Source organism: Lyngbya aestuarii BL J (assembly GCF_000478195.2).
GTDB classification, from domain to species: domain Bacteria; phylum Cyanobacteriota; class Cyanobacteriia; order Cyanobacteriales; family Microcoleaceae; genus Capilliphycus; species Capilliphycus aestuarii.
Map to the genome: position 1 here is coordinate 1 of NZ_AUZM01000229.1, position 1173 is coordinate 1173.

Sequence of the window (1173 nt, forward strand, 5' to 3'; positions counted from 1 at the left end):
TTAACTATTAATACATCTGGCTTAACCACTCTCAATGGTAATCTCACAATTAATAATAATATTGATTTCACTCAAGCTACAGGTGGAACACAACTTAATGCTGATGTGCTAATTAATAGCAACACCGGAAATATTTTGTTTGAAAACAGTCCAATCACTGGCACCGGAAATAACTTAACTCTAGATACATCAGGGAATATTTCACTTGATAATGTTGGTCAAACAGGTAATGAATTAGGAGAATTAACGATTAGTAACGCCAATATCGTTGATTTATTTGGCGATATTTTTACGATTAATAATCTAGATTTTACGGGTGCATCAACTGTTAATATTGCGGAGAGTTCAGTAACACTGCAAACCAATAGCGGAAATGGAAATATTAACTTTTCAGGTGTTCCAATTGAAGCCACCGAACCTGAAAACCAACTCATTCTTAACGCCGGAAGTGGTAACATTACTTTCAACAGAGTAGGAACTAATATTCCTCTAAATTCTTTATTGATTAACACCGACGGTCAAACGAATTTAGGCGGAAATATTAATCTCAGTGGCGTTGATGGGATTACCTTTGAAAATGCGACCAATATTGTTTTAATTAATGATGTAATTATCAATACAACTTTAGGAAATGGAAGCATAAACTTTAATAATGCTACCATTAATGGTAATTATAACTTGGAACTCAATGCGGGAACGGGTAATATTACATTGGGAACAGTCGGAAATAATATTCCTTTAAATCTTTTATCCATTAACACCAGTGGATTAACGAATTTAGGCGGTAATATTACAATCAGTGGAACTGATGGAATTACCTTTGAAAATGCAACAAATGTGGTTTTAACCAATGACGTTCAGATTGATACAAGTTTTGGAAATGGAATTATTAATTTTGGAAATGGAACAGTTGATGGTAATTTTAATTTACAACTGAGTGCGGGTAATGGTAATATTATCTTGAGTACATTCGGAGACAATGAGAGTCTGAATTTACTCGATATTCAAACCACAGGAATAACAACCCTTAACGGTAATCTCACAACAAACGAGAGTATTAACTTTACTCAAGCAACGGGTGGAACTGAACTTAATACTGATGTTATCATTAATAGTAATAATGGCAATATTGATTTTAATAATAGTCCAATCTCAGGAACAGGTAATAATTTA

At 33.2% G+C, this 1173-nt stretch carries 1 protein-coding gene; it reads left to right on the forward strand.

Annotation, left to right across the window (positions count from 1 at the left end; translation table 11 throughout):
- Positions 1 to 1173: beta strand repeat-containing protein (locus M595_RS31405; protein WP_023069876.1), on the forward strand; the 1173-nt coding region annotated here is incomplete at both ends.